Source organism: Prauserella rugosa, from assembly GCF_000719975.1.
Lineage (GTDB): Bacteria > Actinomycetota > Actinomycetes > Mycobacteriales > Pseudonocardiaceae > Prauserella > Prauserella rugosa.
Window position 1 is genome coordinate 88,502 of the sequence record NZ_JOIJ01000012.1, and the last position, 25,695, is coordinate 114,196.

At 69.3% G+C, this 25,695-nt stretch carries 24 protein-coding genes and 1 tRNA gene; 15 read left to right on the forward strand and 10 right to left on the reverse strand.

The genetic code is table 11. The features are described 5' to 3' along the window. Positions 1 to 24: 24 nt before the first annotated feature. Complete coding sequence (dnaE, locus tag IF64_RS0117365) at positions 25 to 3,594, reverse strand: DNA polymerase III subunit alpha (RefSeq protein ID WP_030533190.1); 3,570 nt, start codon at positions 3,592 to 3,594, stop codon at positions 25 to 27. A gap of 278 nt (positions 3,595 to 3,872) precedes the next feature. Between dnaE and IF64_RS0117370 the strand changes: the two genes are divergently transcribed. Then, a complete protein-coding gene (locus tag IF64_RS0117370; RefSeq protein WP_084705929.1) occupies positions 3,873 to 4,784 on the forward strand; it encodes a PP2C family protein-serine/threonine phosphatase in 912 nt (303 codons plus the stop codon). 17 nt (positions 4,785 to 4,801) lie between these two features. Here the strand turns inward: IF64_RS0117370 and IF64_RS0117375 are convergent, their stop codons facing one another. Together IF64_RS0117375 and IF64_RS0117380 are read right to left on the reverse strand one after the other, a co-directional pair. Beyond that, the gene (locus tag IF64_RS0117375) at positions 4,802 to 5,773 is read right to left on the reverse strand and encodes a neutral zinc metallopeptidase (protein WP_051757945.1); all 972 of its coding nucleotides are present in this window, start codon (positions 5,771 to 5,773) and stop codon (positions 4,802 to 4,804) included. Positions 5,774 to 5,903: 130 nt separating this feature from the next. After that, the gene (locus IF64_RS0117380; protein ID WP_036876974.1) at positions 5,904 to 6,668 is read right to left on the reverse strand and encodes a TetR/AcrR family transcriptional regulator; all 765 of its coding nucleotides are present in this window, start codon (positions 6,666 to 6,668) and stop codon (positions 5,904 to 5,906) included. Between the two features lie 85 nt (positions 6,669 to 6,753). Between IF64_RS0117380 and IF64_RS0117385 the strand changes: the two genes are divergently transcribed. The 7 genes from IF64_RS0117385 to IF64_RS0117415 all read left to right on the forward strand — a co-directional run bounded on the left by IF64_RS0117385 (position 6,754) and on the right by IF64_RS0117415 (position 11,999). Beyond that, positions 6,754 to 7,695 (forward strand): ABC transporter ATP-binding protein, encoded by a 942-nt coding sequence (locus IF64_RS0117385; protein ID WP_048807147.1) that lies wholly within the window; start codon positions 6,754 to 6,756, stop codon positions 7,693 to 7,695. Then, the gene (locus IF64_RS0117390) at positions 7,692 to 8,528 is read left to right on the forward strand and encodes an ABC transporter permease (RefSeq protein ID WP_211252606.1); all 837 of its coding nucleotides are present in this window, start codon (positions 7,692 to 7,694) and stop codon (positions 8,526 to 8,528) included. The genes IF64_RS0117385 and IF64_RS0117390 overlap by 4 nt, the downstream gene beginning before the upstream one ends. A gap of 161 nt (positions 8,529 to 8,689) precedes the next feature. Further along, entirely contained in the window at positions 8,690 to 9,664 is a 975-nt protein-coding gene (locus tag IF64_RS0117395) for an Abi family protein (RefSeq protein WP_030533196.1), read from the forward strand. A gap of 42 nt (positions 9,665 to 9,706) precedes the next feature. Continuing rightward, positions 9,707 to 10,714, forward strand: coding sequence for an NsdA family TPR-like regulatory protein (locus IF64_RS0117400; protein WP_484266848.1), 1,008 nt, complete (start codon positions 9,707 to 9,709; stop codon positions 10,712 to 10,714). A gap of 76 nt (positions 10,715 to 10,790) precedes the next feature. Beyond that, positions 10,791 to 11,075 (forward strand): hypothetical protein, encoded by a 285-nt coding sequence (locus tag IF64_RS0117405; protein WP_030533198.1) that lies wholly within the window; start codon positions 10,791 to 10,793, stop codon positions 11,073 to 11,075. 211 nt (positions 11,076 to 11,286) lie between these two features. After that, the gene (locus IF64_RS0117410; RefSeq protein ID WP_030533199.1) at positions 11,287 to 11,481 is read left to right on the forward strand and encodes a hypothetical protein; all 195 of its coding nucleotides are present in this window, start codon (positions 11,287 to 11,289) and stop codon (positions 11,479 to 11,481) included. Continuing rightward, positions 11,478 to 11,999, forward strand: coding sequence for a hypothetical protein (locus IF64_RS0117415; protein WP_030533200.1), 522 nt, complete (start codon positions 11,478 to 11,480; stop codon positions 11,997 to 11,999). The genes IF64_RS0117410 and IF64_RS0117415 overlap by 4 nt, the downstream gene beginning before the upstream one ends. A gap of 177 nt (positions 12,000 to 12,176) precedes the next feature. Here the strand turns inward: IF64_RS0117415 and IF64_RS0117420 are convergent, their stop codons facing one another. Beyond that, positions 12,177 to 12,653 carry an LppA family lipoprotein gene (locus IF64_RS0117420; RefSeq protein WP_030533201.1) on the reverse strand — a complete coding sequence of 159 codons (477 nt, stop codon included), beginning with the start codon at positions 12,651 to 12,653 and terminating at the stop codon, positions 12,177 to 12,179. A 133-nt stretch (positions 12,654 to 12,786) separates the two neighbouring features. Beyond that, the gene (locus IF64_RS0117425) at positions 12,787 to 13,158 is read right to left on the reverse strand and encodes a hypothetical protein (RefSeq protein WP_030533202.1); all 372 of its coding nucleotides are present in this window, start codon (positions 13,156 to 13,158) and stop codon (positions 12,787 to 12,789) included. A 43-nt stretch (positions 13,159 to 13,201) separates the two neighbouring features. On the opposite strand from IF64_RS0117425, the gene IF64_RS27200 reads away from it, so the two are divergent. Then, on the forward strand, positions 13,202 to 13,975 hold the full coding sequence (locus IF64_RS27200) for a hypothetical protein (RefSeq protein ID WP_145600263.1): 774 nt from the start codon (positions 13,202 to 13,204) through the stop codon (positions 13,973 to 13,975). Here IF64_RS27200 and IF64_RS0117430 read toward each other — a convergent pair. From IF64_RS0117430 to IF64_RS0117445, 4 genes are all read right to left on the reverse strand, one after another. Beyond that, entirely contained in the window at positions 13,972 to 14,877 is a 906-nt protein-coding gene (locus IF64_RS0117430; RefSeq protein WP_030533203.1) for a tyrosine-type recombinase/integrase, read from the reverse strand. The genes IF64_RS27200 and IF64_RS0117430 overlap by 4 nt on opposite strands. Positions 14,878 to 14,963: 86 nt before the next feature. Next, positions 14,964 to 15,038 (reverse strand) — tRNA-Val (locus IF64_RS0117435). Positions 15,039 to 15,092: 54 nt separating this feature from the next. Next, positions 15,093 to 15,554 carry a peroxiredoxin gene (locus IF64_RS0117440; protein ID WP_030533204.1) on the reverse strand — a complete coding sequence of 154 codons (462 nt, stop codon included), beginning with the start codon at positions 15,552 to 15,554 and terminating at the stop codon, positions 15,093 to 15,095. Positions 15,555 to 15,666: 112 nt separating this feature from the next. Then, on the reverse strand, positions 15,667 to 16,092 hold the full coding sequence (locus IF64_RS0117445) for a DUF3052 domain-containing protein (protein WP_030533205.1): 426 nt from the start codon (positions 16,090 to 16,092) through the stop codon (positions 15,667 to 15,669). 546 nt (positions 16,093 to 16,638) lie between these two features. Between IF64_RS0117445 and aceE the strand changes: the two genes are divergently transcribed. The 6 genes from aceE to IF64_RS0117480 all read left to right on the forward strand — a co-directional run bounded on the left by aceE (position 16,639) and on the right by IF64_RS0117480 (position 24,961). Next, a complete protein-coding gene (aceE, locus tag IF64_RS0117450; protein WP_030533206.1) occupies positions 16,639 to 19,455 on the forward strand; it encodes a pyruvate dehydrogenase (acetyl-transferring), homodimeric type in 2,817 nt (938 codons plus the stop codon). A gap of 402 nt (positions 19,456 to 19,857) precedes the next feature. Further along, entirely contained in the window at positions 19,858 to 21,297 is a 1,440-nt protein-coding gene (locus tag IF64_RS0117455) for a PucR family transcriptional regulator (protein ID WP_246134667.1), read from the forward strand. Between the two features lie 161 nt (positions 21,298 to 21,458). Continuing rightward, positions 21,459 to 22,379: an ACP S-malonyltransferase gene (locus tag IF64_RS0117465; protein WP_084705932.1), complete on the forward strand. Its 921-nt coding sequence runs from the start codon at positions 21,459 to 21,461 to the stop codon at positions 22,377 to 22,379. Beyond that, a complete protein-coding gene (locus tag IF64_RS0117470; RefSeq protein ID WP_030533209.1) occupies positions 22,376 to 23,350 on the forward strand; it encodes a beta-ketoacyl-ACP synthase III in 975 nt (324 codons plus the stop codon). The genes IF64_RS0117465 and IF64_RS0117470 overlap by 4 nt, the downstream gene beginning before the upstream one ends. A gap of 82 nt (positions 23,351 to 23,432) precedes the next feature. Next, entirely contained in the window at positions 23,433 to 23,678 is a 246-nt protein-coding gene (locus IF64_RS0117475) for an acyl carrier protein (protein ID WP_030533210.1), read from the forward strand. Positions 23,679 to 23,713: 35 nt separating this feature from the next. Further along, complete coding sequence (locus tag IF64_RS0117480) at positions 23,714 to 24,961, forward strand: beta-ketoacyl-[acyl-carrier-protein] synthase family protein (RefSeq protein WP_030533211.1); 1,248 nt, start codon at positions 23,714 to 23,716, stop codon at positions 24,959 to 24,961. 129 nt (positions 24,962 to 25,090) lie between these two features. Here the strand turns inward: IF64_RS0117480 and IF64_RS0117485 are convergent, their stop codons facing one another. Further along, positions 25,091 to 25,684, reverse strand: a complete 594-nt coding sequence (locus IF64_RS0117485) for a hypothetical protein (RefSeq protein ID WP_030533212.1) — start codon at positions 25,682 to 25,684, stop codon at positions 25,091 to 25,093. Positions 25,685 to 25,695 lie beyond the last annotated feature (11 nt).

Consider the following 25,695-nt stretch of genomic DNA (forward strand, 5'->3'; position numbering starts at 1 on the left):
GCGGGGCGGAGACGGCGGTGTCGCTCAGCCGGCCATGATGCCCGGGATGCCCTTGAGCTCCCCCATCAGCATCGACGTGACCTTCACCGGGTAGTCGTACAGCGCGTACACGGTCTCGCGTTTGCCCTGCAGCTTGACCCGCACCGGCGTGTCACCGGGGTGTGCCTTCAGGGTCTGCTTGAGTTCGATCACCGCGCTCTGGTTGAGCTTCTCCGCGGAGGCCACCAGCATCAGCGGTGCCTCCTCGTCGCCGGCGGCGATGTCGGACAGGTCGAGCGGCACGAGCCCGCCGCCGAACACCGACATCTTGTCCTCACGCCAGTTGACGCGGCCCTTGACCACCACGGCGTTGTCCTCCACCAGGTCGGCCGCGAAGATCGCGTACGACTTCGGGAAGAACAGCACCTCCAGCGAGGCGTCCATGTCCTCGATCGTGCAGATCGCCCACGGTTCGCCCTTCTTGTTCACCCGGCGCTCGACCGACGTCAGCAGCCCGGAGACCTCGATCTCGCCTTCCTTCGGCGGGTCGGCGAGGATCGCCGCGATCGGTTTCTTGGCGTGCTTGCGCAGGATCCGCTCGGCACCGTCGAGCGGATGGCCGGACACGTACAGGCCCAGCATTTCCCGCTCGTAGGCGAGCTTCTGCTTCCGCGGGTACTCCTCGTCGTCGAACTTCAGGTGCGCCAGCGGCGAGGACGCCGAGGCCGACGCTCCGGCGTCGTCGTCGGCGGAGCCGGCGCCGAACAGGTCGAACTGGCCCATCGCCTCCTGCCGCTTGAGCGGCACGACCGCTTCGACCGCGTCCTCGTGCACCTGGACCATCGACAGCCGCGTGTTGCCGAGCGAGTCGAAGCCACCCGCCTTGATCAGCGACTCGAGGACGCGCTTGTTGCACGCGACGAGCTCGGACTTGTCGAGGAAGTCGGTGAAGGAGGTGTACTTCCCCTTCTCCTCACGGGTCTTGATGATCGAGTCGACGACGTTCGCCCCGACGTTGCGCACCGCGCCCATGCCGAAGCGGATGTCGTCGCCGACGGCCGTGAACCGCGGGCCCGACTCGTTGACGTCCGGGGGCAGCACCTTGATGCCCAGCCTGCGGCATTCCGACAGGTACACCGCCGACTTGTCCTTGTTGTCGCCGACCGAGGTCAACAGCGCGGCCATGTACTCGGCGGGGTAGTTCGCCTTGAGGTACGCCGTCCAGTACGAGACCAGGCCGTACCCGGCGGCGTGCGACTTGTTGAACGCGTAGCCGGCGAACGGCAGGATCGTGTCCCACAGGGCCTGGATCGCCTCGTCGGAGAAGCCCTGCTCACGCATACCGGCGTGGAAGCCCTCGAACTCCTTCTCGAGGACCTCCTTCTTCTTCTTACCCATCGCCCGGCGCAGAACGTCCGCTCGGCCCATGGAGTAGCCGGCGACCTTCTGCGCGATCTGCATGATCTGCTCCTGATAGACGATCAGGCCGTACGTCGAGGCCAGGATCTCCTTCAGGGGCTCTTCGAGCTCGGGGTGGATCGGGGTGATCTCCTGCCGGCCGTTCTTGCGGTCGGCGTAGTCGTTGTGGGCGTTCACGCCCATCGGACCCGGCCGGTACAGCGCGAGCACGGCGACGATGTCGTCGAAGCCCGTGGGCTGCATGCGGCGCAGCAGGTCCCGCATGGCCCCGCCGTCGAGCTGGAACACACCGAGCGTGTCGCCGCGGCCCAGCAGTTTGTACGACTCGGGATCGTCCATGCCGAGCCGGTCGAGGTCGATCTCCTCGCCGCGGTTGGTCTTGATGTTGTCGATGGCGTCGCCGATGACGGTGAGGTTCCGCAGGCCGAGGAAGTCCATCTTCAACAGGCCGATGGCCTCACACGACGGGTAGTCCCAGCCGGTGATGATCGAGCCGTCGTCGCGCTGCCACAACGGGATGGTGTCGAGCAGCGGCTCGCTGGACATGATGACCGCACACGCGTGCACACCGGCGTTGCGGATCAGGCCCTCGAGACCGCGGGCCGTCTCGAAGATCGTCGCGACCTCCTGGTCGCTCTCGATCAACGACCGCACCTCGGCGGCCTCGCCGTAGCGCTCGTGCTCGGGGTCGACGATGCCGGACAGCGGGATGTCCTTGGCCATGATCGGCGGCGGCAGAGCCTTGGAGATGCGGTCCGCGATCGAGAACCCGGGCTGCCCGTAGTGCACGCGCGCGGCGTCCTTGATGGCCGCCTTGGTCTTGATCGTGCCGAAGGTGATGACCTGGGCGACCTTGTCGGAGCCGTACTTCTCGGTGGCGTAGCGCACCATCTCGCCGCGCCTGCGGTCGTCGAAGTCGATGTCGATGTCGGGCATCGACTCGCGCTCCGGGTTGAGGAACCGCTCGAACAGCAGCTCCTGGGGCAGCGGGTCCAGGTTGGTGATACCGAGCGCGTAGGCCACCAGCGCGCCCGCTGCCGAACCACGGCCGGGGCCGACGCGGATGCCGACGCTGCGCGCGTAGTTGCAGAGGTCGGCGACGACGAGGAAGTAGGCGGGGAAGCCCTTCTGCGCGATGACACCGAGTTCCATCTCGGCGCGTTCGACGTACCCGTCGGGAATGCCCTCGGGGAAACGCCACTCGAGGCCCTTCATGACCTCGTGGTGCAGCCAGCTGGACTCGTCATAGCCCTCGGGCACGTCGAACCGCGGCATCCGATCCTTGTGCGCGTAGACGTCCTCATAGGACTCGACGCGCTCGGCGATCAGCAGCGTCGTGTCCGCGGCCCCCGGCACCTCGGAGTCCCAGTACTCGCGCATCTCCTCGGCCGACTTGAGGAAGTAGCCGTCGCCGTTGAACTGGAACCGGTTGGGGTCGGACAGGGTCTTGCCGGACTGCACGCACAGCAGCGCCGAGTGGGCGTCGGCCTGGTCCTTGGTGACGTAGTGGGAGTCGTTGGTGGCAAGGGGCTGCAGTCCGAGTTCCTTGCCGATCTTCAGCAGGCCCTCACGCACCGAACGTTCGATGGCCAGGCCGTGGTCCATCAGCTCGAGGAAGAAGTTGTCCTTGCCGAAGATGTCGCGGTAGTCGGCCGCGGCTTCGAGGGCCTTCTCAGGCTGGCCGAGTCGCAGCCGGGTCTGCACCTCACCGGAGGGGCATCCGGTGGTGGCGATGATGCCCTCGGCGTTCTCGGCGATCAGCTCGCGGTCCATCCGGGGCTTGCGGTAGTAGCCCTGCATGCTCGCCAGCGACGAGAGCTTGAACAGGTTCCGCAGCCCGGTGGAGTTCTGCGCGAGCATCGTCATGTGGGTGTAGGCACCGCCACCCGAGACGTCGCCGCCCTCACCCGAGTCGTCGGCGCCGCGCTGGCTGCTCTGCCCCCAGAACACCGGCTTCTTGTGGAAGCGGCTCTCGGGCGCGATGTAGGCCTCGATGCCGATGATCGGCTTGATGCCGGCCTTCTTGGCCTGTTGGTAGAACTCGTCGGCGCCGTACATGTTGCCGTGGTCGGTCATCCCCACGGCAGGCATCCCCAGCCGGGACGCCTCCTTGAACAACGGAGCCATCTTCGCCGCACCATCGAGCATCGAGTACTCGGTGTGAACGTGCAGGTGGACGAAGGAATCGTTGGACACCGGCGAAACCTCCCCTTCCGCGCCTGCGCGCGGGCCCGCGAACTCGGTGAGACGCCCACCCTAGCTCCCCGCCTTCCGCCCGCCGCGGTGCGACTCGGGTGAAGACCGACACCACGGGAAGACCCCGCCGCCGATGATCACCGAGCGCGTCCGAGTAGCCTCCGAACGCGACCACCGCGGCCGCGCACTCACCCACCACGGTCGGTGATGTGCGCGGAATGCACCGTTTCCCACCCGCCACCGTCACACGCGTCGGGCGGTGATGGTTCACTGCTGTCATGACACGTGACGAGGTGCTCGAGCTGCGGTGTGCGACAGGCTCGGACGTCGGCCGCAGGCGGAGCGGGAACGAGGACTCCGCGCTCGCGACGTCGCGCCTGCTCGCCGTCGCCGACGGAATGGGCGGGCACGCCGCGGGTGAGGTCGCGAGCGCGATCGCCATCGACGCGGTCGGCGAGCTGGACGCGCGCCTGGCCGACGGCCTCTCCGACGCCGAGGACTTCGCCCCACTCGACGAGCTGGCGACCGTGTTCGCCACGGCCTCCGGCGTGCTCGACGAGCGCGTCGGCGCCGACCCCGAACTGTCCGGCATGGGCACGACGCTGACCGTCATGCTGTGGGTCGGCTCGCGCTTCGCGCTCGGGCACATCGGCGACTCGCGTGCCTACCGCCTGCGTGGTGCCGAGCTGACGCAGCTGAGCCGCGACCACACGCTCGTCCAGTCCCTGGTCGACGAGGGCAAGCTCGACGAGGAGACCGCCGCGGTCCACCCCGCACGCTCGGTGCTGATCAAGGCACTGCTTGCCGGACAGGTGGCCGAGCCCGACCTCGAGATGCACGAGGCGCAGCCCGGCGACCGGTACCTGCTGTGTTCCGACGGGCTCAGCGACGTCGTGTCCCCGGTGGAGCTCGGCGAGGTGCTCGGCTCCCACGACGAGCCCTCCGACGCGGTCGCCACCCTGATCGAACTCGCCAACGAGGCGGGCGGTCCGGACAACATCACGTGCGTCGTGGTGCACGTACTCGACTCGTCGTCTTCGTCCTCCGAATCCAGTGCGGCCGAGTCCAGTGCGGCCGAGTCGGCCGGCGACGAGCGCTCCGACGCAGAAGTAGACGCAGACGCAGATACCGATACCGACACAGACGCGGCCGCGGCGCAGCAGGAGGCGCGGGAGGACGAGTCGGCCTGACGTTCGGGAAGCGGCTCTCAGGGTGACGGCTCGGCGCCGGCCTCACCGGCGGCGCCGCTCTCCTGCGGGGTGCTCGGGTCGTCGCTCGCTCCGCCGATCTCGGAGGCCGGCGCGCCCCACGTGTCGCACGCGGCGACCGACGCCTCGGTGAATCCGGTGGAGGCCCACCGCTGTTGCAGGCGGGTACCGCCGTGGCTCTCGACCCCGCTCCAGTTGGCGAAGTCGCGCACGGCGGCCGCCGGGCCCTGCTCGGCATCGCCGAGCGAGGTGTCCCGTGCGGCATCGAGGAACAGTCCGGCGAAGCAGGTGGCCTGCAGTTCCAGGCGCCTGCCGACCTCGCTCTCGCGGCTCGTGCTCGCATCCGACAGGGCGTTGCCGGCCTCGGCGAACACGCCCGTGAGTGCCTGGATGTGGTGGCCGTACTCGTGCGCGAGGGTCGCCAGGTACGCCGGTTCGTTCGCCTCCCCCGCCGCGGTCGACAGCCGCGAATACGGCAGGTGGATCGTGCGGTCGGAGTCGCAGTACAGGCCGAGCGCGCGGTCGGCGGGCGGGAGCGGCCCGCACGCGGTGGACGTCGTCTCGGACAGGTCGACCGACGCCGGTTCGGCCGATGCCCCCGTCTCGTCGAGCACGGGTCGCCACGCACGGTCGAGGCAGGCGAGCACGTCCTCGTAGTAGGCGCGGGCCGATTCGCGGCCGGGACCGAGTTCGGCGGGCCGGCAGTCGACCGTGTCGAGGTCCGCACCGCTGTCGCGCAGTGCGGTCGCGGCCGAGTCGGGTGCGGCCGGATCGGCGGCGGGGGGGATCGCCGACCCGGAGTCGGTGTCGCCCGCCACGACGTCGCTGACCACCACCACGGCGCCGAGCATCACCAGCGCGGCCGCCATGGCGATCGCGACGGGGAGCCAACGCACGCGCCGGTGGTCGGCGCGCACGGGCGCGGGGCGGTCCGGACCGGACGGTCCGGCGCGTTCGTCGTCGGGGTCCACGAACAACCTCGGGTCGGGGTGCGGCCGCCGGGGGAAACGGCCGGGTTGCCCCTCGAGCGTAACCCGCTTCCGGCACCGTGTCGGTCCCCACGCGGGCACGGCGCGAGCCGGAGCCGGTGCGCCCGGAGTGTCACTCAGGCGCCGAAGCCCGGGCGATCCGCTGCTCGAGGCCGGAGATGATCAGGTCGAGGCCGAGGTCGTACTCCACCTGCACGTCGTCGGCCTCGCGGGCGGGCGTGTCCTCGGTCTCGAGGAACTGGCCCGCGCGGAGCACGGGGGCCATGTCGGGGAACCGCTCCGGCGTGACGACCTGGCCCAACACGTCCAGACCGTCGGCCGACATGACGAACTCCCCCTCGTCGGCGAGGTTGAGTTGCAGTTCCACAGTGGACGTCACGTGTTGCGAGACCACGAGGATGACGCCGATCTTCTCCTCGTTGTCCAGCGGCAGGTCGCGCAGCGCGCGCAGCCCGAGGTCGGCCATCCGCACGCTGTTGGGCATCAGCACGGAGATCTGGCCGCGCGGCATCTGCAGCACCCAGGGGTGGTCGTGGTAGGCCTCGCGCACGAACCCGGCCCAGACCCGTAGCGCCGCACGCCAGTCGTCGGGCAGGTCGGCCTCCTCCGGAACGGCGAGCGCGGCGTCCTGCATGAGCCGCAGGAGTTCGTCCTTGCCGGAGACGTACCGGTAGAGCGACATCGTGGTGAAGCCGAGCGACTTCGCCACCGCCTGCATGGTGACCGCCGGTAGTCCCTGAGCATCGGCGATCTCGATGGCGGCGGCCACGATCCGCTCGTGGCTCAGCCCGCGGTTGGGCCCGCGCTGGGGCACCTCGTGCATCCCCCACGCGATGGCCACCGCTCGCGGCAGCCCGGTCTCGGTGCGCTCGTCCATGCGCGGAATTCTCGCGCACCTCCCCTTCGGCCCGCGTACGGCATACACCGTGTGCGACATACACTGTTTATGTCATACTCGGTTTATGTCATACACAGATTCCGTGCTCGTGGAGCTCAGAGGGCTCTCCAAGAGTTACGGCACCCACGACGTACTGACCGACCTCGACCTGACCCTTCCACCCGGTATTCACGCGCTGCTCGGACCGAACGGGGCAGGCAAGACGACGCTGGTCAACATCCTGTCCACGCTGATCCCCTACGACTCGGGCGAGGTTCGCGTACTCGGCCTCGACCCGCGGCGGGACCGCACAGCACTGCAGGGCCGGATCTCGCTGACGGGGCAGTACGCCGCCGTCGACGGACGGCTCAGCGGCATGGAGAACATGTTGATGATGGGCAGGCTGTTCGGCCTGTCCCGCCGGGCCGCCCGGCGCAGGGCCGACGTGCTGTTGGAGCGGTTCGACCTGACCGCCGCGGCGGGCAAGCGGGCCGAGACCTACTCCGGCGGCATGCGGCGCAAACTCGACATCGCAGCCAGCCTGATCGCCGAACCGCAGCTGATCTTCCTGGACGAGCCGACCACCGGCCTGGACACCCGCAGCAGGCAGGCGCTGTGGGACGAGATCACCGCGCTCGCCGAGTCCGGGGCGTCGATCCTGCTCACCACCCAGTACCTCGAGGAGGCCGACGTGCTCGCCGAACGGATCATGGTGCTGCACGGCGGGCGCATCGTCGCCGACGGCACGGCGGCCGAGCTCAAGTCGCGGGTCGGCGGATCGACGATCCAGCTGCACGACCACGCGGGCCACATCCTCGACGAGATCCCCACCGGCGGTTCGGCCGCCGACGTCGCACACCACCTCGCGGCGATCGCCGACGCCCACCCCGACGTGGAGGTCACCGTCCGCCGCCCGACGCTCGACGAGGTCTTCCTCGAACTCACCGGCAGTCCCGGCGAACAGGACGAGGCCGATGAGGACCCGACAGGCGGCGACCGGACCGGGCGGAAGGAGGTCGCCGCATGAGCACCATGACACCGGCCCCCACGGCCGAACACACCCGGCAGACCGCAGCCGTCATGCCCGGCGCCGGCGCGTGGACGGCACTGAAGGTCTTCAGCGCCCGCAGCCTCAAGCATGCGTTCCGCGACGGTGAATCCCTGCTCATGGCCGTGCTTCTGCCGGTCATGCTCATGCTGATCTTCGTGTTCATCTTCGGCGAGTCCATCGCCACGGGACAGGGCGGCGACCGCGGCGACTACCTGGCCTACGTGCTCCCGGCCGTGGCACTCACCGCGGCGGGGTTCGGCGCGTCCTACACCGCCGTCGTCGTCTCCAACGACATGACGACCGGGTTCATGAATCGCCTGCGCACCATGCCGTTCCCCGCCGTGACCGTCCTGTTGGGACACACCGTGTCGTCCATGGTGCGCAACCTGCTGGCCACGGCCGTCGTGTTCGGTGTCGCGCTCGCCCTGGGTTTCCGCACCGACGCGGGCGCGGGGCAGCTGCTGGGCGCGCTCGGGCTCATCGCACTGTGGATCCTGGTCATCACGGTGGTCTTCGCCGTACTGGGCATGGTCGCGGGCTCGGCCGAGGCGGCCAGCGGCTACGGGTTCGTCCTGCTGTTCCTGCCCTACGTCTCGTCGGGTTTCGCCCCGGTGGAGTCCATGCCGGGCTGGTTGCAGGGGTTCGCCCAGCACCAGCCGATGACGCCGATCATCGACGCCTCCCGCGCTCTGATCGCAGGCACCGGGCCGGGTGACGAATGGTGGATCGGACTACTGTGGTGTGCCGGATTCATCGCCGTCGCGGTGTGGCTGGCGGCCCTGATCTTCCCGCGGAAGGTCGCCCGCTGAGCAGGCGCCGGGACCGGCCGCAAGCCGGCGGCGCTCGAGGGAGCCCTGCGGATCCCGTCGATCTGGTAGACTCGAGGACAATCGTTCAGCCCGCCCGGGTTCGCCCGGTGCGGGCTGGATCTCTGTTGAGGGTCGTGTGCCGGCGGGCGACGGGAGGTTCGGTGGCCCGGACCAAGCCGTTCGCCACGATCGACGACCAGATCCGGCTGCTGCGTTCCCGAGGTCTCGCCCTGGACACGGCTACGGCCGCGCAGTGGCTGCGCAGCGTCGGCTACTACCGGCTCAGCGGCTACTGGTATCCGTACCGCGCCCGGGAGCTCCACCCGCCGTACGAGCGGACCGACCGGTTCGTCGAGCACGCCGCCTTCGACGACGTGGTCCGGCTGTACGAGTTCGACCGCAAGCTGCGCACGTTGATCCACGACGGCATCGAGCGCATCGAGGTCGCCCTGCGCAGCCACGTGAGCTACCACGTCGGTTCCCACGACCCGCTCGCGTATCGGGACGCCGCCAACTTCCGGCCCACGTTCCGGCACGGCGCGTGGCTGGCCACGGCGCGCCGCCGCGCCGAACGGGCGATGCGGCACAGCGAACCGATCCGCCACCACCGCACGAAGTACAACGGCGAGTTGCCGGTGTGGGTGCTCACGGAGGTGCTGGACTTCTCCGACGTCTCCAAGCTCTACGACAGCCTGTTCGCCCGCGGCCAGTGGACCGTGGCCGAGCGGCTCGGCATCGTGGTCGACCACACGGCGTTGTCGTCGAACCAGCGCGCCAAGGTCCTCAGGACGCACCCGCTCGCGCGGTGGCTCGAGCAGCTCACGGTGCTGCGCAACAGTTGCGCCCACCACGCGCGGATCTGGAACCGTTCGTTCGCGCCGGTCAGCACCACGGCGCTGCGGACCGTGCCGTCGCTGCGCAGCCTGCCCGAGGGGCAGAGCGAACGTCTCTACGGCGCCATGCTGGTCATGGCGCATCTGCTGCAGCAGACCTCGCCGGGAACGAGCTGGGCCGCCAAGGTGCGCGCGCTCGTCGAGGACGCGTTCACACCGCTGCCCGACCGGCACGTGGCCGAGATGGGATTCCCCCACGACTGGCAGAACGAGCCACTGTGGAACCGCATCGACGGACCGTGACGACGTGAGCGTGATCACCCTCGCGGCGTCACCGGCGATAGAGTGGTCGCGATGTCGGAGACGTTCGGCCAGCGCCTGCGGCGACTGCGCTGCGCGGCAGGGCTGTCGCAATCGCAGTTGGCCCGCCTCGTGCCCATCTCGCAGTCGAGCCTGTCCCGCTCCGAATCCGACACGCAGGCGGTCGACGATCAGGCTGTGGCCGCCCGGCTCGACGAGCTCCTCGGCGCAGCCGGCACCTTGCGAGCGCTGGCGTATCCGAACGCGGCCGAACTGGTGCTCACCGACGACGACCGAGAGCGCATCGCCCGACACCTCGAACACCCGTCACGGATCGACGGCGGCACGGTGACGGCTCTGGGTGATCTGCTGGCCGCGCAGCGCCGTCTCGACGACGTCCTTGGCCCCGAGATCATCATCCCCGGCTCCATCTCGCAGATGGAAATCCTGCGCGGGCTACTACCGCATGCCCGCGGGCCACACCGTGCCGCGCTGGCCGAGGTCGTCGCCGAGTACGTGCAGTTCATCGGCTGGTTGTATGCCGAGACGCGTGCCGACGAACGCGCAGTGGCGCTACTCGGCCAAGCCGAGGAACTCGCCGACGAGGCCGGGTCGGGTGAGCTCGCGGCACAGGCGGCGAACTTCCGGGGCTACGTGGCCCGCCAACGCGGCAACGCTCGCGGCGTGGTGCGCTGGTTCCTCGCCGAACACCACACGCCGGGCGCGCACGTCGCCCAGCGAGTCGGGGCCGCCGCCCAGGCCGCGCACGGCTACGCCCGGCTCGGCGAGCGGGACGAGGCTCTCCGTCTCATGGACGTCGCGGGCCGCCTGCTCGATGAAGCCGCCCGACTCGATCCGCCCCGCACCGCGTACTGGCTCACGCCCACGTTCCACCGCCTGAACTTCGGGCTGACGCACCTCGCGCTGGCCGACCACGCGACCGCCGCAGACCACTTCGCGGCCGGGTTCGCCGGGCTGCCGGAAGACCAACAGCGAGCCGAGTGGACGGCCGAGTACCGGCTGGCATGGGACGCGGCCCGCGAAGCTCGGTAGCCACGTTGCCTATGCGCCTGGGCATGCGCATGGCGCAACACCTCACTTTCCTGGTCAGGCCGCCGATGGTGTGGCCATGTGGCTCGTACAGCACGTCGATGGCGCGCTGGTCGCCGTCGGCCCGGACGGCTGGCCGGTCGAGGCCGACCCCGACGCTCCGGATCTCGACATCGTGCCCGGGTGGCGTCCGGTCGTCGGCGGCGTGCGCCATATCGGCGGCACCGCGCACGAACCGACGTCGGGTTCGACTGCGGAAATGCTGTGCGGCCGCCTGTTCACCCTGCCGCGGCGGAGACAGCGCACCTCGCCGTTGCTGTTCGACTGCTCGGCCTGCTGGCACGTGTGGCTCGGCATCGACTGATCGACACGCACGCCGCTGCGGGGCCATGTGGTGGGCGCAGCTGGGTTCGAACCAGCGACCCCCTGCTTGTAAGGCATGATGACCCGAGCGGCGTGGTTGACCTGCATAAACACTGGTCATCCGCGAGCGCTGCACCCAAAGTTATCGGGTCGCTAAACGATCTTCCTTGCATGACGCACTCCTTGTCCCTCGACATCGGAGCGCACTCGCCATGCTCGACGCACTCATCCGAGCCTATCGCCGCCCCCACACCCGGGTTACGCGTGATTTCCGCTGGATCGCTGCACGCCTGATCTGTTACCCGATCTTGGCCGCGTTCGGCGTGGTCGCCATCGCGGGCGCCGGTGACCCGGCGATCTTCACCGACAACATCGTCGACGGCATCCGGGTGCGGGTGATCGAGTGATCACCGCGACCCACCGCGTGCTGTCCACCGCCCTCGCTACCGCGCTCACGCTCGTCGCGCTCGTGCTCATCAGCCCGGCCGTCGCCGACGCACCCGATGCCAGCGCCGACGGGTGCACCTGGGACGACCAGTGGACCCGCGCCCTGTCCGACCTCGGCGAGGACCCGAAGCACTGGACGGTCCGGCGCATCCCGAACCTGTCCGGCACTATCGACGACCGCTACGACCCGCCGGTCGGCATCGTCGACCCGACCATCGATTGCGAGCTCGTCGACAGCGTGGTTCGCCACGAGTGGATGCACCTGCAACAGGTGCGCAAGTACGGCGACGTGCCCGCGTGGGGTGACCACGAGGAGATCGTCGCCGACTGCGGATCGTGGATACTCGGCGCTGACGCCACGCCGTACCGGGATCGCATGGCCGAGTCCCGCGGGGTCGCGTGTACCGGTCCGGAGCTCGCCGAAGCTCTCGCGCTGATCGAGTTCACGCCGTCCCACGAGGCAAAGAGACAGCAATGATCGCCGTGCTCCGTCGCCTGCACTCCCGCGTGCGCGCGTGGCTCGCGGCAGACCTGCCCGATCGAGACACCCCAGAGGACAGGGTGTGGTGAAAGTTGCACCGGCTGCGATGCGCGCAAGCCCATGGCGGCTCGTAACTCGATCGAGCACGAGCGACACCTGGTGCCTGTTTGCCGGTCACGAACCATTCGCACTCTTCGGGTGTGAACGCTCGGTCAGGTGGCAGCCAGTGACCGAGGACAGCGAGGTGGCCTTCTTCGTCCCGAACGAGAACTCCGCCCCGTTGTCGTGGTGAGCACTGACGAGGTGGTCGTTCGGTCGGTCGACAACAGCCTTCGGTTTGCCGAAACCGTGCTTGCCGGTCACCTCAGTGAAGATCTCCAACGCCCGTGGCCAGTCCGCCTCCGAGATGGGATGATCGAAGTTGGCCCAGTTGGGCATATGGATCGTCACGGCATCGAGATCCCCATACTCCCCGGTACACCAGTTCTCGGATTCTTCGTCGGTTGTCTCCCAGGAGTCAGGCAAACCGACCTCGGCGGCTAGACGACGTTGGATCTCGCGCTCGATCTCCGCGTGCTCACTGATCGCGGTCTCGATGTTCGGGCGCGCTGCAAGCTCGTCGAACGCACTCTGTGATGGCTCAGCGTCCATGTCTTCCCCTTGACCTCCTGTGGAGGATCCGCTCCCGCATGCCGTCAGAATCATGACTAAGGCCAAGAAGAACGGCATGGCGAACTTCGAACGGCAGACGGCTGACGGTTGCTGGTGCACTACTTCTACCCATCTATGGCTCGGGAACAGGCGTAAAGTCAGGCGAACCGATCATTATCCGGGCCATTGCGTACTCGCTCGTCTGGTAGACCTCCGAGCTCTGCCCTTGGTTCCGCTCCGATTTCATGTACTCGCTGTGCCCGGTCGACGCCTCGGTGCGTTGACCGGGAGCAGGTTGGTATTCCTCGGTGGACATGTGGTGGATGCCGTCCTGCTCAACGACATCCTTGCCGTACCTCTCGACCGCATCGGGGATGTTCGCGATGGCGTCCTCGCGCGCCTCCCACGCATAGACGTGGTTCTCAGGGACGTTCAACTCCTTGCCGCTGTCAGTTCCGATCCCCGGAGAGCGCAGCGCGCAGTAACGATTGAGGCACACGGTCATGATCAATTGGACCGGGCCGCACGACGCCCAATAGCCCGGATGTGTGCCTGAACTTTCAACCTTGCTACTGACCGTCGCGGCTGCCGCCGTGGCCAGTCTGGCCGCGTTCTTCCTTTGGCGACACCTCCGCCGCCGGCGCGAGGCGCGCGACATCGAACGCGCCTATGTCGAGCGGCACCCGCTCGCTTTGACCGCCGCTGAGATTGACCGGGCCCTCGACTCCCCACCACAACCCGAGTCCGAGCCCCCACCGCCACAGTCGTCCGGGTCCCGCCCCCTCGCACTCGGCGGCGTCACCGTCGCCGCGGCAGTCGCCACGCTGTTGCTCGTCGTCCGACCCAATGGCGCCCCGACCCCCGATGAGTCCGGCGACAGCGACCCCGCGATCTCCGGAACAGTGCTCACACGATTGCCCGTAGAGCGCCAGCCCGCCCCGAACCCAGCGCCACCCGCCGCGCCGCGCAGCTCCAACGACCCGACCACCACCGACACCACGCGCCACACGACGCCACCCAGCCCGCCGGCAGAGACGAGCAACCCGGAGGCGAGCACGACCTCGCGCACGACGACCAGCAGCGACCCACCCGACACCCCACCCACCACGACCGCGACGAGCACGACCGATCCCACCGATGGCGGCGCGGGCGAGGAGTCCGAGCATTCCCAGCCCGGCACGCGCCCCGGACGCGATAGCCCCGACAGTGAGCAGCCCGATGGTGACCGCCTCGAACGTGAGCGACCCGATCATGAGCCGCGGCAGTCGTTGGTGCTCTCCCTTGTCGGAGCGGTCGTCGAGCTGATCGATCCGCGACGTTAGATCCGGTCGCCGAGCCCCATCCGCCGGTGTGCCTCGCGGGCGCGTTCGTCGGCCAAGGAGGCGCCGTAGCGGCGCAACATCTGCGGCGAGCGCCAGCCCGCGTTCCGCATGAGGTCGGTTTCGCTGCCGCCGTTCGCCAACCATTCGTGCGCCATGGTGTGGCGGAACTGGTGGGCGTGCAGGTTCTGAATCGGCGGGTCGAGCTCGCGCCCGCGCCGGCGGAGCATGAGTTTGAGTCCGTTGCCGGTCATGGGCGGGCGGTTCTTGTCGGCCAGCCACAGCGCCGGCCGGTCGGCGTGCCGGTGCTTGCTGCGTACCCGCAGGTACCGCGAGAGCGCGAGCGAGGTTTTCGAGCCGATCGACAGCACCCGGGGCCGCCGGCCCTTGCCGAGCACCTGCACCTGATCTTGTTCGAGATCGACATCATCGACGGTCAGTTCCCCGATCTCCGACAGGCGTCCGCCAGTGTCGATCAGCAGGCGGATGATCGCCGCGTCGCGCCGCGAGATGAAGTCGCGCCCGTCGCACTGTTTGAGCAGCGCCCGCACAGTCTCGAGCGGCAGCACGTCAACCGGCTTCTCGGGCACGTGGGGCGGCTTCATGTGCTCCATCGGGGAGCGCTCGAGCTCCTCCTCGACCACGAGGAACTTGAAGAACTGTTGCGCGCTGCGGTAGCGCACATTCGCCGTGGCGGCCGAGCGGGTCTCCACGAGATCGGCGATCCAATCGCCGACATCGTGTCGCGTGACTTCGTCGGGCGCGGGGAGTCGGTCGCGTTCGTCGAGCCAGTCGGCCAACGAACGGGCGGAGGTCAAGTAGGCCTCGATGGTGCGTTGGGCCTTGTTCTCAGCGGCCAAGACCTTGCCGAAATCACGGATCAGCGACTCCCATTGCTCACGCATGGGACCCAAAGTTATCGTGTCGCTGTGCGCTGTGCAAGTTATCGGGTCGAGCCCGAAACCCGCGTTTTCGCTGGTGAGGGGCCATGTGGTGGGCGCAGCTGGGTTCGAACCAGCGACCCCCTGCTTGTAAGGCAGGTGCTCTTCCGCTGAGCTATGCGCCCTGAACCGGCGTCGCCACGTGGGACGCGGCGACGTCCGGGATGAATCGATCGGCCTCAGCCGAGCTGCGCGACGGCCTTCTTCCAGGCCTCCTGGTCACGCGCCTCGCCGGGCTGGTTGACCTCGGCGAACCTCACGATGCCTTCCTTGTCGATCAGGAAGGTGCCACGGACCGCGAGACCGGCCTGCTCGTTGAACACGCCGTAGGCCTTCGCGACCTCACCGTGCGGCCAGAAGTCCGACAGCAGCGGAAACTGGTAGCCCTGCTGCTCGGCCCACGCCTTCAGCGAGAACGGCGTGTCCACCGAGACGCCGAGCACCTGGACGCCCTCGTTGTCGTAGTCCGCGAACTCGTCCCGCAGCTGGCAGAGCTCTCCCTGGCAGATGCCGCTGAACGCGAACGGGTAGAACACCAGCAGCACCGGCTTGTCCCCACGGAACGACGACAGGGTGACTTCCTGCTTGTTGTAGTCGTTCAGCGTGAAGTCCGGGGCTTCGGAACCGACCTCGACCGCCATACAGAGCTCCCTCTCGCGCGTGCTCGTCCGGCCCGCCGGACACCGGCGGGACCGCGTGTGCCCGTCCACCCTAGCGCGGGAGGCCGGGCCTGCGGCGAGCCCGCCGGTGATCTCATCGACGTGACGTCGACCTCGGGACCAGTCGGGTGGCCGTCCAGCCGTCGCCGACCGACAGATTGGAGGTCTGCGACAGGCCGACCGTCGGCACCGCCTCGGCGATCTCACTGGGTTCGACGTGTCCCGGCTGCCCCGTCTTCGGGGTGAGCACCCACACCACGCCGTCCTCGTCCAGAGGAGTCCGCGCGTCGACGAGCGCGTCACCGAGGTCGCCGTCGCCGTCCCGCCACCACAGCAGAACCACGTCGATCACCTCGTCCGCGTCCTCGTCGAGCAGCTCCGTGCCGGTGTGCGACTCGATGGCCGCGCGCAGGTCGTCGTCGACGTCCTCGTCCCAGCCGATCTCCTGGACCACCATGTCCGGCTTGATGCCAAGCCTCTCGGCGACGCTGTGCTGATCAGCGTCTCCCGCGGCGACCACGACTTCACTCCTCCAACGAACAACGGTGTGCGACCCGTTCGCTCTCGGCCGCACTGCTTACACGGATGCGTTCAGCGAACACTGACGACGGCGCGTACGCAACCGTCCACACCGGATCACCCGTTCGCCTGTGCCCAGCATCCCACAGCGAATCCGCCGGTCACGGGCACGTCGCGCGCGCACGCGCGCGCGTTAAGAGGGTATAGAACCGGCTCGCGCGTCGCGCGCCGAGCGGTCGGGTCTAGGGTGGGAGGCGACGCCCGGACCACGGGCTGACCTGGGCCGTTCGCCGTTTCCGGCGCCGGTTTCACGTTACCGCCGAGTAGCGATGACACCGGCCGCCCGCGCGACGACGATGGCCTACGACCGGCGGCCACCGATCCCTCGGCCGAGCACGTGCGCACACCTGCACGAGTTCCCGAGACCGGCGGTACCGGAATCGACCACAAGCGTCAGCAGAGACAACAACACAGCTAACAGCAACAGCTAACAGCAACATCCAGAGCAACAGCAGAGACAACAGCGACGACTCGGCGAGGAGATCCCTTGGCCCCGCAGAACGACAAGGCCGCGCGCGACAGTGACACCGCCGCCGGCCAGGGAGCCCCGGCTCGCGTACACGTGATCCGCAACGGTCTGGCGGCTCATCTGCCCGACATCGACCCGGAGGAGACCGGCGAATGGCTCGACTCCTTCGACGCAGCGCTCGCCACCGGCGGTAAGCAGCGCGCCCGGTACCTGCTCCTGCGGGTACTCGAGCGCGCGCGTGAGCGGAACGTCGGCGTCGCGCCCCTCACCACGACCGACTACGTCAACACGATCCCCACCGAGAACGAGCCGTGGTTCCCCGGCGACGAGGAGATCGAACGCCGCTACCGCGCCTACATCCGGTGGAACGCGGCGGTCATGGTGCACCGCGCCCAGCGTCCCGGCGTGGGCGTCGGCGGCCACATCTCGACCTACGCGTCGTCGGCGGCGCTGTACGAGGTGGGCTTCAACCACTTCTTCCGGGGCAAGGACCACTCCGGCGGCGGCGACCACGTCTTCATCCAGGGCCACGCCTCCCCCGGCATCTACGCCCGCGCGTTCCTCGAGGGCAGGCTCACCGAGGACCAGATGGACGGCTTCCGCCAGGAGTTCTCCCACGCGGGCGAGGGCGGCGGGTTGCCGTCGTACCCGCACCCGCGGCTCATGCCGGAGTTCTGGGAGTACCCGACGGTGTCCATGGGCCTCGGCCCCATGAACGCCGTCTACCAGGCCCGGTTCAACCGCTATCTGCACGCGCGGGGCATCAAGGACACCAGCGACCAGCACGTCTGGGCGTTCCTCGGCGACGGCGAGATGGACGAGCCCGAATCCCGCGGCCTCATCCACGTCGCCGCGGGTGAGGGCCTCGACAACCTGACCTTCGTCATCAACTGCAACCTGCAGCGCCTCGACGGCCCCGTCCGCGGCAACGGCAAGATCATCCAGGAGCTCGAGGCCTACTTCCGCGGTGCGGGCTGGAACGTCATCAAGGTCGTCTGGGGCCGCGAATGGGACGCGCTCCTGCACGCCGACCGCGACGGCGCGCTGGTCAACCTGATGAACGTCACCCCCGACGGTGACTTCCAGACCTACAAGGCCAACGACGGCGCCTACGTCCGCGAGCACTTCTTCGGCCGCGACCCGCGCACGAAGGAACTCGTCAAGGACCTCTCCGACGCCGACATCTGGAACCTCAAGCGCGGCGGTCACGACTACCGCAAGGTGTACGCGGCCTACAAGGCGGCGATGGAGCACCACGGCCAGCCGACCGTGATCCTGGCCCACACGATCAAGGGATACGGCCTGGGACCGGCGTTCGAGGGCCGCAACGCGACGCACCAGATGAAGAAGCTCACCCTCGACGACCTCAAGCTGTTCCGCGACGCCCAGCGCATCCCGATCAGCGACGAGGAACTCGAGCGCGACCCCAAGCTGCCGCCGTACTACCACCCCGGCGAGAACTCGCCCGAGATCGAGTACATGCAGGGCAGGCGCAAGACGCTCGGCGGTTACGTCCCCGAACGGCGTCCCAGCCGCGCCAAGCCGCTCGTGCTGCCGGGCGACAAGGTCTACGACGCGATCCGCAAGGGCTCGGGCAAGCAGGAGGTCGCCACCACGATGGCCTTCGTGCGGCTCGTGCGCGAACTGGCCAAGGACGCCGAGCTCGGCAAGCGCATCGTGCCGATCATCCCGGACGAGGCCCGCACCTTCGGCCTCGACTCGATGTTCCCGACCAACAAGATCTACAACCCGCACGGGCAGACTTACACGTCGGTCGACGCGCAGCTCATGCTGGCCTACAAGGAGTCCGAACAGGGTCAGCTGCTGCACGAGGGCATCAACGAGGCCGGGTCGACGGCGTCGTTCACGGCGGTCGGCACGTCGTACGCCACGCACGGCGAGCCGATGATCCCGATCTACATCTTCTACTCGATGTTCGGGTTCCAGCGCACCGGCGACGGCCTGTACGCGGCCGCCGACCAGATGACGCGCGGCTTCGTGCTGGGCGCCACGGCCGGCCGCACGACGCTCACCGGCGAGGGCCTGCAGCACGCCGACGGGCACTCGATCCTGCTGTCGGCCACCAACCCGGCGGCCGTGACGTACGACCCGGCGTGGTCGTTCGAGATCGCCCACATCGTCAAGGACGGCCTGCGCCGCATGTACGGCGAGACCGGCCCGGACGGCAACGGGGAGAACGTCTTCTACTACATCACCGTCTACAACGAGCCGTACCAGCAGCCCGCCGAGCCCGAGAACCTCGACGTCGACGGCCTGCTGAAGGGTCTGTACCGCTACGCGGAGGCGCCCGCCGGTGACGGGCCGGAGGCGCAGATCCTCGTCTCCGGCGTCACCATGCCGGACGCGCTGCGGGCCCAGCAGATGCTGCTCGACGAGTGGGGCGTGCGCGCGGCCGTGTGGTCGGCCACGTCGTGGACGGAGCTGCGCAGGGAAGCGGTCGACGTGGACAGGGACAACTTCCTGTACCCCGACGACGAGCCGCGGGTGCCGTACGTGACCCAGGCGCTCCAGGGCGCCGACGGCCCGTTCGTGGCGGTGTCGGACTGGATGCGGGCCGTTCCGGACCTCATCCGCCCGTGGGTTCCCGGCGACATGCTCACGCTCGGTACCGACGGCTTCGGATTCTCCGACACCCGTCCGGCGGCGCGGCGGCACTTCCTCGTCGACGCCGAGTCGATCACCGTCGGTGTGCTCACCGCGCTCGCGAAGCAGGGCAAGGTCGACAAGGAAACGGTCACGCGCGCGGCACAGCAGTACCGCATCGACGACGTCGGCGCGGCCGGCCCGCAGACGTCCGACTCGGGTGTCGCCTGACGGGCGAAGAAACACCGACCCCGGCAGACACTCAGCGTGTACGGATCACCGAGGTTGTTTGCCGTTCGCGTGAGGGTGAACCACGAACGAGTGATGCCCCTGGTCAGGCATGATCCACGGGGTCCATAGTGGAATCACCGGTGGGGACCGGGGAGAACGAAACCGCCCGGCGCAGCGATCCGTCGCAGCGCCGGGCGGTTTCGTTGGTACGGGAGCCCTGCGTGTTGGTATGAGGCCCTGGCTGGTTGGTACGCGGCGCTGGCTGGTTGGTACGCGGCGCTGGCTGGTTGGTGCGGGGCCTGGCCGCCGCGGACCGGACCTCACGACCGCGGGGCGACCGCGCGGGGGGGCGATCGCGGGCGCAGGGCAATCGCGGGCGCGGCGACGTACGATCGCTGACAAATGACACGCGAGAACGCCCCGCGTCGCGCCACGACACCGGCGAGCGCCGGTCGCGCCGCACGCGGCGCCGCACAGGCGGGCAGCGACTCGAGCGGGGCCGCTCCCACCGCAGGGAAGAAGACTCCGACGAAGAAGACGCAGCCGAACAAGACCACCGCCAAGAAGACCGGCGACGAGGCGACCCCGCCCCGCAAGACGTCCTCGACGTCCACGCGGAAGGCGTCAGCACCGAAGCACGCCACCTCCGAGAAGGCCGTGCCGGAGAAGGCCGTGTCGGAGAAGACACTGCGCGACCTCGAGCGGGCGTCGGGCCGCCTGGCTCAGGCGAGCGTGGCGGCGATGGAGGACGAGCTCTCGTGGTTCGGCCGGATGCCCGCTGACCAGCGCGCCAGCGTGCTGCTGATCGCCCAGACCGGGGCCGCCGGGTTCGTCCGCTGGCTGCGCAACCCCGAGCACGCCCTCGAACTCACCACCGAGGCGTTCCGCGGGGCGCCGCGCGATCTGTCGCGCTGGATCAGCCTGCGGCAGACGGTCAGCCTCGTGCGCCTCGCGGTGGAGGTGTTCGAACAGCAGCTGCCGCCGTTCGCCGCCGACGAGGCCGAACGGGCCGCGCTCGTCGAGGGAATCCTGCGCTACGGCCGCGAGGTGGCGTTCGCGGCCGCCAGCTCGTATGCGGCGGCCGCCGAGGCCCGCGGTGCATGGGACGCCCGGCTGGAGGCGCTCGTCGTCGACGGCATCGTCCGCGGCGATGCCGAGGAGTCCGTGCTGTCCCGCGCCGCCGCACTCGGCTGGGACCCGGCCGCCAACGCCACCGTGCTCGTGGGCACCTCCCCGTCCGACGACCCGCCGACCGTGGTGTTCGAGGTGCGCAGCCGTGCCGCACGCGCGGGCTGTCCCGTCCTGCTCGGTGTCCAGGGCACCCGGCTGGTGGTCGTGGCCGGCGGCGCCGACGACGGACAGGCCCGCGACGGTTCGCTGCTCGAGACACTCTCGGCAGCCTTCGGCGACGGGCCGATCGTGGCCGGGCCGACCGTCGGCAGCCTCGCCGAGGCTCATATCAGCGCCGCGGAGGCGCTGTCGGCGATGCGGGCCGTGGTGGCCTGGCCCACCGCGCCACGACCGGTCCGCTCGGCCGACCTGCTGCCCGAACGCGCGCTCGCGGGCGATCCGTCGGCCGAACGTCATCTGATCGAGCACATCGCCAGGCCGCTCGAGGAAGCCGGTCCCGCACTACTGGAGACCGTCGAGGTGTATCTCGAGGTCGGTGGCGTGCTGGAGATGTGCGCGCGGCAGCTGTTCGTGCACCCGAACACGGTCCGCTACCGGCTCAAGAAGGCCGCCGAGCTCACCGGCAGGAACGCCGCCGACCCGCGCGACGCACTCGTGCTGCGCGTCGCGCTGGCCGCGGGCAGGCTCGCCCGCTCCCGCGGACAGTGGTGACCGGCCGGGCGGTGAGAACGATCACCTTCACGATCGGACTGCGCAGATCCGACAAGGAGATCTCGCAGGACATCGGCACGGACACACATCATTTGTAGGAGTTCCACAACGGCGGCGCCGCGAGTTCGTGAGCCGTCAGCATCCCGGCAGGAGGCCGCGACATGTTGTCTGGTGGCGTGATCGCGCTTGTATGTCCCGGCCAGGGCGCGCAGAGCCCTGGCATGCTCTCCCCCTGGCTCGAACTCGACGGCGCCCGCGAGCGCCTCGACCACTGGTCGTCCACGACAGGTCTCGACCTCGTCCGGCTCGGCACGGAAGCCGGGGCCGAGGAGATCCGGGACACCGCGATCACGCAGCCGCTGACGGTCGCCGCGTCCCTGCTGGCCGCCGAATACCTGCCGGAACTGCCCGGGGACGCCCCCGTGGCCGGCCACTCCGTCGGCGAACTGGCCGCCGCGGCGATCGCGGGCGTGCTCTCGCCCGAGGACGCCGTCGCGCTGGCCGCGGTCCGCGGTGCCGAGATGGCGAAGGCCTGCGCACTGGAGCCCTCCAGCATGGCCGCCGTGATGCTCGGCGATCCGGAGCAGGTCGTGGCGTGGCTGGCCGAGCACGGCCTCGAGGCGGCCAACCGCAACGGCGCAGGCCAGATCGTGGCCTCCGGGTCGGCCCAGGCCATCGAGACGATCGTCGCCGAACCGATGGAAGGTACGAAGGTGCGGCCCCTGCAGGTCGCAGGCGCCTTCCACACCCGCTTCATGGCACCGGCCGAGGAGGCGCTGCGCACGCACGTCGCCGGGATCACGCCCGCCGACCCGGTGCGTCCGCTGCTGTCGAACGCCGACGGCGCCGTGGTCACCAGTGGCGAGGACTACCTCGAACGGCTCGTCGGGCAGGTGACCCGCCCAGTGCGCTGGGACCTGACGATGCGCGGACTCGCCGACCTCGGCGTGACGGCCACCGCCGAACTGCCGCCGGCCGGCACGCTGACCGGGCTCGTGCGACGGGAGCTCAAGGGCACCGTCACCACGACGTTCGCCCTGAAGACCCCCGACAACCTCGGCGACTTGGATCCCAGCGCATGACCACTCTGAAGCTCAGCCAGGGCCCGGCCGCCACGCGCGTGCTCGGCGTGGGAAGCACCCAGCCCGACCGCGCCGTGACCAACGACGAGCTCGCCCAGTACATGGACACCAGCGACCAGTGGATCCGCGACCGCGTCGGCATCATCGAGCGGCGGTTCGCGGGCGAGGACGAGCGGCTGGTCGACATGGCCGTCACCGCCGGTGCCAAGGCGCTGGCCGACGCGGGGGCCGACCCGTCCGAGGTCGACACGGTCATCCTGCCCAACTGCACGATGCCCACCCCCATCCCGAACGCCGCGGCGCAGGTCGCCGACCGGATCGGGATCAAGGCCGCGGGCGCGTTCGACATCAACGCCGCGTGCGCGGGCTTCTGCTACGGCCTGGCGCTGGCCTCCGACCTGATCCGCGGCGGTTCGGCGCACAAGGTGCTGGTCATCGGCGCGGAAAAGCTGACCGACGTCGTCGACCCGACCGACCGGTCGACCGCGATCATCTTCGCCGACGGTGCGGGTGCCGCGCTGGTGGGCCCTGCGGACGAACCCGGCATCGGCCCGGTCTCCTGGGGCAGCGCGGGCGACCTCGTCGACATGATCTACATGCGCGAGCAGAAGTACCTGTTCCAGGAGGGGCAGTCGGTGTTCCGCTGGGCCACGACCCAGATCGCGCCGATCGCGGCCGACGCCGTCGCCCGCGCAGGCCTCGAACTGTCCGATGTGGATGTCCTGATTCCGCATCAGGCGAATCTGCGGATCGTCGAGGCGATCGCCAAGCGTTTGCGTGCCCAGGGCGCACGCGAGGACATGGTGGTCGCCGACGACATCCGGTACTCGGGCAACACGTCCTCGGCGTCCATCCCCATCGCGCTCGACCACATGCGCGCTGCGGGCACCGTGTCGTCGGGAGATGTCGTGCTGGCGGTCGGCTTCGGCGCCGGCCTCTCGTACGCGGGACAAGTCATCACCTGTCCTTAACGTCGGCGAAGGCATCCGGTTGGAACCGGGTCGTTAGAGTTCGTCGCACGCAACCATCCACACAACCGAAAGGAACACCGAAGTGGCCGACAAAGCGGAGCTGCTGACCGGTCTCGCCGAGATCGTCGAAGAGGTCGCCGGCGTGGCGAAGGACGACGTCACCAGCGAGAAGTCGTTCGTGGACGACCTGGACATCGACTCGCTGTCCATGGTGGAGATCGCCGTGCAGGCCGAGGACAAGTTCGGCGTGAAGATCCCGGACGACGAGCTGGCGAACCTGAAGACCGTCGGCGACGCCGTGGACTACGTCGCCGCGAACTCCAAGTAACGCATTCGGCCGGCTACCTCGGGGGGAGACTCCACATGAGCAACACCGACGTCGTGATCACCGGGATCGGTGCGACGACGCCGCTCGGCCCGGACGTGACGTCCACATGGGATGGACTTCTCGCCGGACGCAGCGGTGTGCGCGCCATCGAGGCGGACTGGGCGGAAACCTACGACCTCCCCGTCCGGATCGGCGCCACTCTCGCCGAGGAGCCGACCGAGCGGATCCCGCGGGTGCAGGCGCGGCGCCTCGACCGGTGTGAGCAGGTCGCACTGATCGCGGCCTGGCAGGCCTGGGCCGACGCGGGCTTCGAACTCCCCTCCGACGAGCGCGAGGACGTCGAACCCGAACGCCTCGGCGTGTCGATCGGCACGGGCATCGGCGGGCCGATGACGCTGCTGAACCAGGACGACAACCTGGAACAGCACGGCATCCGCAAGGTGTCTCCGCTGACCGTGCCGATGCTCATGCCGAACGGGCCCGCCGCCCACGTCGGCATCGAGCTCAGGGCCCGCGCCGGGGTGCACTCGCCCGCATCGGCGTGCGCCTCCGGTGCCGAGGGCATCGCCAAGGGCTTCGACATGATCCGCTCCGGCAAGGCCGACGTGGTGGTCGCGGGCGGTGCCGAAGCGTGCATCGCGCCCATCACCATCGCCGGTTTCGCCCAGGCACGCACCGTGTCGACCCGGAACGACGACCCCGAACACGCCTCGCGGCCGTTCGATGTCGACCGGGACGGGTTCGTCCTCGGCGAGGGCGCGGGCGTGCTGGTGCTCGAGCGTGCCGACCACGCCAAGGCACGTGGCGCCCGCATCTACGGCAGGCTGGCCGGTACGGGCATCACGTCGGACGCCTACCACATCACGGGCAACCACCCGGAGGGCATCGGCCAGGTCGCGGCCATGCGGGAAGCGATCGAACAGGCGGGACTGACGGCGCAGGACGTCGGCCACGTCAACGCCCACGCCACCTCGACGGTCGTCGGTGACGTCGGCGAGGCCGCGGCGATCCGCAAGGCACTCGGCGACCACCCGGTGGTCACGGCGCCCAAGAGCGCCCTGGGCCACCTGGTCGGCGGTGCGGGAGCGGTGGAAGGCATCGCGACACTGCTGGCGATCTACCACGGCGTGGTGCCGATGACCCTCAACCTGGGCGAGCTCGACCCGAAGGTCGAACTCGACGTGGTGGCGGGTGAGCCCCGCAAGACGGAGCTGACCGCGGCGATCAGCAACTCGTTCGGCTTCGGCGGGCACAACACCGCCCTGCTGTTCGCGGCAGCCTGAGCCGACCACTCGACGCGGTCCGCACACAGGCGAGAAGGGCCGGCGGCCGGATCTCACCATCCGGCCGCCGGCCCTTTCGTATGCCTGCTCGCCGGGATCAGCGCGTGCGTAGGAGCGGCCGGCGGACCGTCAGCAACGGGCCTGTTCCGGGACCGTTCCGGGCGGGACCGTCCCGATCCGCCATTCTCCCTCCTCTGCGGTCAGGGGGAACGCGAGCCGCCAGCGGATGCACTCGGACGGCAGGTCGTCGGGCGCGTCGGTGGCGCTCTGCACGCTGGTGAAGCCGACCAGCGCGGTCAACTGGTCCTCGGGGGCCGACTCGATGCGGTAGACGCGGATGCTGCCGTCCCGGGTACTGCGGTAATTGGCCCGCCACACGTCCTCGGGCTGGACCGCGGCGCGGTCGCCGACGACGGTCGTGACCCACAGGTCGTAGTCGCGGTCGTTGATCGCGTCGAAGTAGTCCTGCAGCACCTGGCGCACCGCGTCGGCCTCGGGATGTGCAGCGGCATCGCCCGCCATCTGCACGCGGGTCGGGCCCGGCTGCTCCTCGGGAGGCGCCGACGCGGGCGCCGTGGACGTCGCCGGGGCCGTGGCATCGGCCGCGGACTGCGGCACCTGGTAGATCTCGCGGGCGACCAGGCCGCCTCCCACGGTGAGCGCCACGACCGCGACGAGCACCGGCACGAGCCAGCGCCGATGCGGAAGAGTCGTGGTCGGCACCGGTTCAGACT

What these genes read in the sequence shown, in the direction of transcription:
- IF64_RS0117370 (WP_084705929.1), top strand. Translation starts at nt 3,873, where the DNA reads ATGACACGTGACGAGGTGCTCGAGCTGCGGTGTGCGACAGGCTCGGAC.
- IF64_RS0117380 (WP_036876974.1), bottom strand. Translation starts at nt 6,668, where the DNA reads ATGGACGAGCGCACCGAGACCGGGCTGCCGCGAGCGGTGGCCATCGCG.
- IF64_RS0117385 (WP_048807147.1), top strand. Translation starts at nt 6,754, where the DNA reads ATGTCATACACAGATTCCGTGCTCGTGGAGCTCAGAGGGCTCTCCAAG.
- IF64_RS0117390 (WP_211252606.1), top strand. Translation starts at nt 7,692, where the DNA reads ATGAGCACCATGACACCGGCCCCCACGGCCGAACACACCCGGCAGACC.
- IF64_RS0117405 (WP_030533198.1), top strand. Translation starts at nt 10,791, where the DNA reads ATGTGGCTCGTACAGCACGTCGATGGCGCGCTGGTCGCCGTCGGCCCG.
- IF64_RS0117410 (WP_030533199.1), top strand. Translation starts at nt 11,287, where the DNA reads ATGCTCGACGCACTCATCCGAGCCTATCGCCGCCCCCACACCCGGGTT.
- IF64_RS0117420 (WP_030533201.1), bottom strand. Translation starts at nt 12,653, where the DNA reads ATGGACGCTGAGCCATCACAGAGTGCGTTCGACGAGCTTGCAGCGCGC.
- IF64_RS0117425 (WP_030533202.1), bottom strand. Translation starts at nt 13,158, where the DNA reads ATGACCGTGTGCCTCAATCGTTACTGCGCGCTGCGCTCTCCGGGGATC.
- IF64_RS0117430 (WP_030533203.1), bottom strand. Translation starts at nt 14,877, where the DNA reads ATGCGTGAGCAATGGGAGTCGCTGATCCGTGATTTCGGCAAGGTCTTG.
- IF64_RS0117440 (WP_030533204.1), bottom strand. Translation starts at nt 15,554, where the DNA reads ATGGCGGTCGAGGTCGGTTCCGAAGCCCCGGACTTCACGCTGAACGAC.
- IF64_RS0117455 (WP_246134667.1), top strand. Translation starts at nt 19,858, where the DNA reads ATGACACGCGAGAACGCCCCGCGTCGCGCCACGACACCGGCGAGCGCC.
- IF64_RS0117465 (WP_084705932.1), top strand. Translation starts at nt 21,459, where the DNA reads ATGTTGTCTGGTGGCGTGATCGCGCTTGTATGTCCCGGCCAGGGCGCG.
- IF64_RS0117470 (WP_030533209.1), top strand. Translation starts at nt 22,376, where the DNA reads ATGACCACTCTGAAGCTCAGCCAGGGCCCGGCCGCCACGCGCGTGCTC.
- IF64_RS0117480 (WP_030533211.1), top strand. Translation starts at nt 23,714, where the DNA reads ATGAGCAACACCGACGTCGTGATCACCGGGATCGGTGCGACGACGCCG.